Origin of the sequence: Dietzia sp. CW19 (assembly GCF_014145265.1) — a bacterium.
Taxonomy (GTDB): Bacteria; Actinomycetota; Actinomycetes; order Mycobacteriales; family Mycobacteriaceae; genus Dietzia; species Dietzia natronolimnaea.
On sequence record NZ_JAALEE010000066.1, the window covers coordinates 1 to 8,190 of the forward strand.

The 8,190-nt window shown below is 69.2% G+C and carries 5 protein-coding genes; 4 read left to right on the forward strand and 1 reads right to left on the reverse strand.

Going from position 1 to position 8,190, the window contains the following annotated elements:
• Positions 1–88 precede the first annotated feature (88 nt).
• The 3 genes from rarD to ilvA are packed head-to-tail and all read left to right on the forward strand — an operon-like array spanning position 89 to position 5,941.
• Positions 89–1,027 carry an EamA family transporter RarD gene (gene rarD, locus G6021_RS02435; RefSeq protein WP_182640603.1) on the forward strand — a complete coding sequence of 313 codons (939 nt, stop codon included), beginning with the start codon at positions 89–91 and terminating at the stop codon, positions 1,025–1,027.
• Between the two features lie 42 nt (positions 1,028–1,069).
• On the forward strand, positions 1,070–4,624 hold the full coding sequence (gene dnaE, locus G6021_RS02440) for a DNA polymerase III subunit alpha (RefSeq protein WP_182640604.1): 3,555 nt from the start codon (positions 1,070–1,072) through the stop codon (positions 4,622–4,624).
• A 42-nt stretch (positions 4,625–4,666) separates the two neighbouring features.
• Positions 4,667–5,941, forward strand: a complete 1,275-nt coding sequence (gene ilvA / locus G6021_RS02445) for a threonine ammonia-lyase IlvA (protein WP_179525083.1) — start codon at positions 4,667–4,669, stop codon at positions 5,939–5,941.
• 7 nt (positions 5,942–5,948) lie between these two features.
• On the opposite strand, the gene treZ is transcribed toward ilvA, so the two are convergent.
• On the reverse strand, positions 5,949–7,727 hold the full coding sequence (gene treZ / locus G6021_RS02450) for a malto-oligosyltrehalose trehalohydrolase (RefSeq protein ID WP_179525084.1): 1,779 nt from the start codon (positions 7,725–7,727) through the stop codon (positions 5,949–5,951).
• Between the two features lie 50 nt (positions 7,728–7,777).
• Here treZ and G6021_RS02455 point away from each other — a divergent pair.
• The coding region (locus tag G6021_RS02455; protein ID WP_182640605.1) for a YigZ family protein at positions 7,778–8,190 on the forward strand (413 nt) is incomplete at its 3' end.

Sequence of the window (8,190 nt, forward strand, 5' to 3'; positions counted from 1 at the left end):
CAGCCCCAGCAGGTCGACGCCGCGTTCCCCCTCCCCGACGACGCCCCCGTGCCGTCGGCGTGAGCGCGCGGGTGCCGGGGTGGTGCGGATGACCGAGCGGGGAGGGGAGCTCCGCGGGCGGGATCCCGCCGACCGGTCGGTGGCGCTCGGGATGCTCGCCGGGGTCCTGGCGTACACGCTCTGGGGCTTCTTCCCCGCGTTCTTCCCGCTGCTCGAGCCCGCCGGTGCGGTCGAGATCGTGGGCCACCGCATCGTGTGGTCGCTGGTGATCATGGCGCTGGTGCTCACCGTCATGCGACGGTGGCGGGAGCTGTGGGCGCTCGACCGCCTCTCGTGGGCGCGGATCGCCGGCGCCGCCGCGTTCATCACCGTGAACTGGGGTGTGTACGTCCACACGGTCAACTCCGAGCGGGTCACCGAGGCGGCCCTGGGATACACGATCAACCCCCTGGTGAGCGTGCTCCTGGGAGTCGTGGCGTTCCGCGAACGGCTGAACCGTCCCCAGGTGTTCGCGGTGGCCCTCGCCGTCGTCGCGGTGGGGGTTCTCACCGTGGGGTACGGACACTTCCCGTACCTCTCGGTGCTCCTGGCGACGAGTTTCGGCCTGTACGGGGTCTTCAAGAAGAAGCTCCGGGTGGACCCGGTGGTGGGGATGACCGGGGAGGTGCTGCTCATCGCGCCGGTCGCGCTCGCCGTTCTGGTGTGGCTGGGCGCGACCGGCGCGGGCACGTTCACCGGACACGGGGCGGGGCACGCGGCGTTGCTCGCCACCTCGGGCCTGGTGACCGTGGTGCCGTTGCTGTTGTTCGCGGTGGCCGCCCAGCGGATACCCCTGGCCACCGTCGGGATGCTGCAGTACATCATCCCGGTCCTGCAGATGGCCTGGGGGATCCTGGTGGTCGGGGAGCGACTGGACGCCGTCCAGTGGACGGGCTTCGCGTTGATCTGGGTGGCGGTGATCGCGTTCACGCTGGCGGGACGGTCACGCCGCCGGACGCGTGCTGGCGTTTCGGGTCGTGTCGGATAACCGACCTACACTGGGCCGGACAAGCCGTAGGAGGAATGCTGCGTGGGCGGATCCCAGTTCGTGCATCTGCACAATCACACCGAGTTCTCGATGCTCGACGGGATGGCGCAGATCAACCCGATGTTCGCCGAGGCCTCCAGGCTCGGGATGCCCGCGGTGGGCATGACCGACCACGGCAACATGTACGGGTCCTCGGACTTCTACAAGCAGGCCGTCAAGACCGGGATCAAGCCGATCATCGGCATCGAGGCGTACGTCGCACCCGAGTCGAGGTTCAACAAGAAGCGCGTGCTGTGGGGGGAGAAGCACCAGAAGGGTGACGACGTCGCCGGTTCGGGCGCCTACACCCACATGACCATGGTCGCCGAGAACGCGACCGGCCTGCGCAACCTGTTCCTGCTGTCCTCGCTGGCCTCGTACGAGGGGCAGTTGGGCAAGTGGGCGCGGATGGACGCCGAGATCCTGGCCGAGCACTCCGAGGGGATCATCGCCACATCGGGTTGTCCCTCCGGCGAGATCCAGACCCGCCTGCGCCTGGGCCATCACAAGGAGGCCTACGAGGCGGCCGAGAAGTGGCAGTCGATCTTCGGGAAGGACAACTTCTTCCTGGAGCTCATGGACCACGGGATCGACATCGAGCGGCGGGTCCGCGAGGACCTGCTCAAGCTCGGCAGGGACCTGGGCATGCCGCCGCTGGTGACGAACGACTGCCACTACGTCACCCGCGAGCAGTCCCACGCGCACGAGGCGATGCTGTGCGTGCAGACGGGCAAGACCCTCGCCGACGAGAACCGCTTCAAGTTCGACGGCGACGGGTACTTCCTCAAGTCCGCGGCCGAGATGCGCGCCCAGTGGGACTCCGAGGTCCCCGGCGGGTGCGACAACACGTTGTGGATCGCCGAACGCGTCCAGCCGTACGACGAGATCTGGGCGCCCAAGGACCGGATGCCCAAGTTTCCCGTGCCTGCGGGGGAGACGGAGGACTCCTGGCTCGCCCGCGAGGTCCACAAGGGCCTGCAGTGGCGTTTCCCCGCGGGGGTTCCGCAGGAGTACCTGGACCGCGCGGAGTTCGAGCTCGAGGTGATCAAGGGCAAGGGGTACCCCGGGTACTTCCTCGTGGTCGGTGACCTCATCGAGTACGCCCGCTCCATCGGGATCAAGGTCGGACCGGGTCGAGGGTCCGCGGCGGGTGCGCTGGTGGCGTACGCGCTCAAGATCACCAACATCGACCCTATCGAGCACGGCCTGCTGTTCGAGCGGTTCCTCAACCCGGAGCGCCCGTCCGCGCCCGATATCGATATCGACTTCGACGACCGTCGACGCGGCGAGATGATCCGCTACGCCAGCGACAAGTGGGGCGCCGACAAGATCGCCCAGGTCATCACGTTCGGCACCATCAAGACCAAGGCCGCCATCAAGGACGCCGCGCGCGTGAACTTCGGCCAACCCGGGTACGCGATCGCCGACCGGATCACCAAGGCCCTGCCACCGGCGATCATGGCCAAGGACATCCCCCTGTCGGGCATCACCGACCCCAAGCACGAGCGGTACGGCGAGGCCTCGGAGGTCCGCCAGCTCATCGAGACCGACCCGGACGTCAAGCGGATCTACGACACGGCCCGCGGACTCGAGGGCATGGTCCGGCAGGCGGGGGTCCACGCGTGCGCGGTGATCATGTCCTCCGAGCCGCTGCTCGACGTGATCCCCATGTGGAAGCGCGCGCAGGACGGCGCCCTGATCACCGGGTGGGACTACCCCTCGTGTGAGGACATCGGCCTGCTCAAGATGGACTTCCTGGGCCTGCGCAACCTCACCGTGATCGGGGACTGCCTGGAGAACATCAAGTCCAACCGTGGCGAGGAGATCGACCTCGACACGCTCAGCACCGACGACCAGGCGACCTACGACCTGCTGGCCAGCGGCGACACCCTCGGCGTGTTCCAGCTGGACTCCGGTGGCATGCGTGAGCTGCTCAAGCGCATGAAGCCGACGGGGTTCAACGACATCGTGGCCGCCCTCGCGCTGTACCGGCCCGGCCCCATGGGGATGGGGACGCACTGGAACTACGCCGACCGCAAGAACGGCAAGCAGGAGCTGGTGCCGATCCACCCGGAGCTGGAGGAGCCGCTCCGGGTGATCCTCGGCGAGACCCACGGTCTGATCGTGTACCAGGAGCAGATCATGGCCATCTCCCGCGAGCTCGCGGGATACACCGCCGGTGAGGCCGACGGCTTCCGCAAGGCCATGGGCAAGAAGAAGGCCGAGGTCCTGGCCGCCGAGTACGAGAAGTTCTCGGGCGGAATGTTCGAGCGCGGTTTCTCCAAGGAGGCCGTGGACGCCCTGTGGGGGACCATCGAGCCCTTCGCCTCGTACGCGTTCAACAAGTCCCATGCGGCCGGCTACGGGCTGGTGTCCTTCTGGACCGGCTACCTCAAGGCCAACTATCCGGCGGAGTACATGGCCGCCCTGCTCACCTCCGTGGGTGACGACAAGGACAAGGCCGCGCTGTACCTGTCCAACTGCCGGCAGATGGGGATCCGGGTCCTGCCGCCGTCCGTCAACGAGTCGCTCACCAACTTCGCCTCGGTGGGCACGGACATCCGGTTCGGTATGGGTGCGGTCCGCAACGTCGGTTCGCACGTCGTGGACTCCGTCGTGGCCGCCCGTACGGAGAAGGGGGCGTTCACCGACTTCTCCGACTACCTGGCCAAGATCGACCAGACCGCGTGCACCAAGAAGGTCACGGAATCGCTGATCAAGGCCGGCGCGTTCGACTCCCTGGGGCACCCCCGCAAGGGACTGTTCCTGGTCCACGCCGACGCCGTCGAGTCGGTGATGTCCACCAAGAAGGCCGAGGCGGTGGGCCAGTTCGACCTCTTCGGCGGGGCGGACACGGACGAGACGGGAGGCGCCTCCGCCTTCAGCGACGTCTTCGCGGTCCGCGTGCCCGACGAGGAATGGGAGATCAAGCAGAAGCTGGCGCTCGAGCGGGAGATGCTCGGTCTGTACGTCTCGGGCCACCCGCTCGACGGGTTGGAGTCCGCGCTCGCCGCCAAGACCGACACGTCGATCGCGACCATCCACGAGGGCGAGCTCGCGCACGGCACCGCGGTGACCATCGGCGGGATCATCTCCGGTGTGGACCGGCGGGTCAACAAGAACGGCGAACCGTGGGCGATCGTGACCATCGAGGACTTCAACGGGAGCGTCGAGGTGCTCTTCTTCCCCAAGACGTACCGGCTCGCGGCGCTGGACATCGCCGAGGACGCGGTCGTCCTGGTCAAGGCGCGCATCAACATCCGCGAGGACCGGGTGTCGGTGTTCGGCGACACCCTCGAGGTGCCGGACCTGGTCGTGGGCGGCAACGGCGCCCCGCTGGCGCTGACCCTGCCCACCCGGATGTGCACCATCGAGACCGTTACCGCCCTCAAACAGGTGCTCGGCCGACACCCCGGACCCTCCGACGTCCACCTGCGGCTGGTCAACGGGAACTCCTCGACGGTGTTGCGACTGGACGACCATCTGCGGGTGGAGACGTCCTCCTCGCTCATGGGGGATCTCAAGGCGCTGCTCGGGCCGGGTTGTCTCACCGGATGACCAGTTGGCGGTGACGGACCGCACGGTGGGACACTGGTCGTCGTGACCGTCACCGACTCCGCCGCGACCCAGGTAGTGACCCCAGACGACATCGACATCGCCGCCCGCCGCATCGGCGACGTGATCCTCGCGAGCGAACTGCACCAGAGCGAGCGGTTGAGCGAGCAGACCGGCGCGACCATCCTGCTCAAGCGCGAGGACCAGCAGGCGGTGCGGTCGTACAAGATCCGGGGCGCGTACAACCTGATGTCGCAGTTGACCGGTGACGAGCGCAGCGCGGGCGTGGTGACGGCGAGCGCCGGCAACCACGCCCAGGGCGTCGCGTTCGCCTGCCGGAGCCTCGGGATCAACGGCCGCATCTACGTCCCCACCAACACCCCCAAGCAGAAGCGGGATCGGATCCTCGCCCACGGTCGCAACTGGGTGGAGCTGGTGGTCACCGGCGTCAACTTCGACGCCGCCCAGACCGCGGCCCGCGCCGACGCCGAGCGGACCGGTGCGACGATGGTCCCGCCGTTCGACCACCCGGACACCATGGCCGGTCAGGGAACCATCGCGGCGGAGATCCTGGCGCAGCTCGACCGGGTCCCCGATGCGGTGGTGGTGCCGGTCGGCGGCGGCGGTCTGGTGGGCGGGCTCGCCACCTACCTGGCGGAGTACGCGCCCGACTGCAAGATCATCGCGGTGGAACCCGCGGGAGCGCCCTCTCTGACCCGGGCTCTCGAGGCGGGCGAGCCCGTCACCCTCGACACCGTGGACACTTTCGTCGACGGTGCGTCGGTGGCACGGCTCGGGGATTTCCCGTTCGGGGTGATCTCGTCGATGACCGAGCGGATCCAGGTCCTCACCGTGGACGAGGGTGCGGTGTGTACGGCGATGCTGGAGCTGTACCAGAACGAGGGGATCATCTCCGAGCCCGCCGGCGCGCTGGCGGTCACCGCACTCGAGCAGCTCGAGATCGACGAGGGCGCGACGGTCGTCTGCATCATCTCGGGCGGTAACAACGACGTCTCGCGGTACAGCGAGATCATTGAACGCTCGTTGGTGCACCAGGGGCTGAAGCACTACTTCCTGGTCAAGTTCCCCCAGGAGCCCGGCCAACTGCGTCGATTCCTCGACGAGGTGCTGGGTCCGGAGGACGACATCACGCAGTTCGAGTACCTCAAGCGCAACAACCGCGAGTACGGGGCCGCCCTCGTGGGTATCGAACTCGGCTCCGCCACGGGCCTGCACTCCCTGCTCGAGCGGATGGAGGCCTCCCGGATCGACTGTGAGCGGCTCGAGCCCGGCACCGCGGCGTACGAGTACCTGACCTGAGGCCCGTCTACCCGGTGTCCGGGCGGGTGCGCACCACCGCGAACCCGAACGCCTGACAGAAGACCGAGTCCTCGTCGACCACCGCCCCCGAGGCCAGCACCGCCTCGCCGGCCACCGGGACCCTGCTCGGCTCGGTTCCCAGGTTCACCACCAGGGCGAGCGATCCGCGGTGGACGATCAGCCAGCGGCCGTCGTCGGCCTCGACCCCGCACCGCACGCGGACCGACCCGAGCCACGGATCGGTCAGCTCGGGCTCGGCCCGCCGGAGGGCGATGAGTGCGCGGTACCCCCGGAGGATCTCGGCGTGCTGGTCCCGGGTCTGCTCGGACCGGTCCAGCACCGACCGCCGGAACGTCTCCGGGTCCTGGGGGTCGGCCACCGTGGCCGGGTCCCATCCCATCTCGGCGAACTCGCGGGTCCGGCCCCGGCGCACGGCGTCGGCGAGCTCGGGCTCGGGGTGCGAGGTGAAGAAGCAGAACGGGGTACGCGCGCCCCATTCCTCGCCCTGGAACAGCATCGGCGTGAAGGGGGAGCACAGGACGATCGCGGCCTTGGCCAGCTGCTGCGCGGGTGAGAGGTTCACGGAGGGCCGGTCACCCGCGGCGCGGTTGCCCACCTGGTCGTGGGTGAGCGTGTACGCCACGAACCGGCTGCCCGGGACCCGTCCGACATCCAGCGGGCGGCCGTGGACCCGCCCCCGGAACGCCGACCACGTCCCGGCGTGGAGGAACGCCCCGGTGAGGACCTGCCGGAGTGACTCGAGTGACCCGAAGTCCGAGTAGTAGCCCTGGCGTTCACCGGAGACCGCGGCGTGGACCGCGTGGTGCACGTCGTCGTCCCACTGTCCGGTGAGGCCCAGTCCGCCGCCCTCTCTCGCGGTGACCAACCGGGGGTCGTTCTGGTCCGACTCCGCGATCAGCGACAACGGTCGCCCGAGGTGGGCGGAGAGGGACTCGACCTCCACCGCCAGCTGCTCGAGCAGGTGCACGGCCGAGGCGTCGTGCAGGGCGTGGACCGCGTCCAGGCGCAGGGCGTCCACGTGGAACTCGTCGAACCAGCGCAGGGCGTTGTCGATGATGTACCGGCGCACCTCGCCCGAGTGGCGGCCGTCGAGGTTGAGCCCCGATCCCCACGGCCCGTCGGCGGCGGACAGGTACGGGCCGAACTCGGGCAGGTAGTTCCCCGACGGCCCGAGGTGGTTGTAGACCACGTCAAGACACACTCCCAGTCCGCGGGCGTGGCAGGCGTCCACGAACTGCTGGAACGCGTCCGGTCCTCCGTACGGCTCGTGCACGGCGAACCACGCCACCCCGTCGTAACCCCAGCCGTACTCGCCGTTGAACGCGTTGACGGGCATCACCTCGACCATGTCCACGCCCAGCTCCACCAGGTCGTCGAGGTACTCGATCGCGCTGGTCAGGGTGCCACCGGGGGAGAAGGTTCCCACGTGCATCTCATACAGGAGTGACCCGGCCAGTTGCCGACCCGTCCAGGCCGAGTCGGTCCAGCGCGTCGCGTCCACCCGGTGCACCCGCGAGAGCCCGTGCACGCCGTCGGGCTGACGCGCCGACCGCGGGTCGGGACGCGCGTCGCTCACCTCGCCGTCGTCGCCCGTCACCACGAACCCGTAGTCCCTGCCCTGCTCGCGGACGACGGTCGAGGCCCACCAGCCGTCGGCGGTGCGGTGCATGGCGATCGGATCGGCGTCGGCGGAGTCCAGGACCAGGCCGACGGCCTCGGCTGTCGGCGCCCAGACGGAGAACGTGTCACTGCTCGGGAAGGTCACACCCCCAGGGTAGGGAAAACCACCGGGGGCGGGGCGGCGATACTGGTCCCATGACCGACCCCGGGACACGTGTGCTCAGGCTGGCCGCCGGCCCGGACGTCACCGGCGAGTACGAGGAGAAGCGCTCGAGGTTCCTCGCCGTGGTGAGGAGGTGCGACGACGAGGAGGCCGCCCGCGACCTGATCGCCGACCTCCGCCGTGCCCATCCGGCCGCGCGCCACCACTGCAGCGCCTTCCTGGTGGACGTGCCGGGGTCGAGCCGGATCGAGCGCTCGAACGACGACGGCGAACCCTCCGGAACCGCCGGCACCCCCATGCTGGAGGTCCTGCGCGGCAGTGGGCTCACCGGGGTGAGCGCGGTGGTCGTGCGGTGGTTCGGCGGCACCCGGTTGGGCACGGGCGGTCTGGTCCGGGCGTACGGTTCCGCGGTGTCGGCCGCCCTCGACCGGGCGTGGCGGACGGG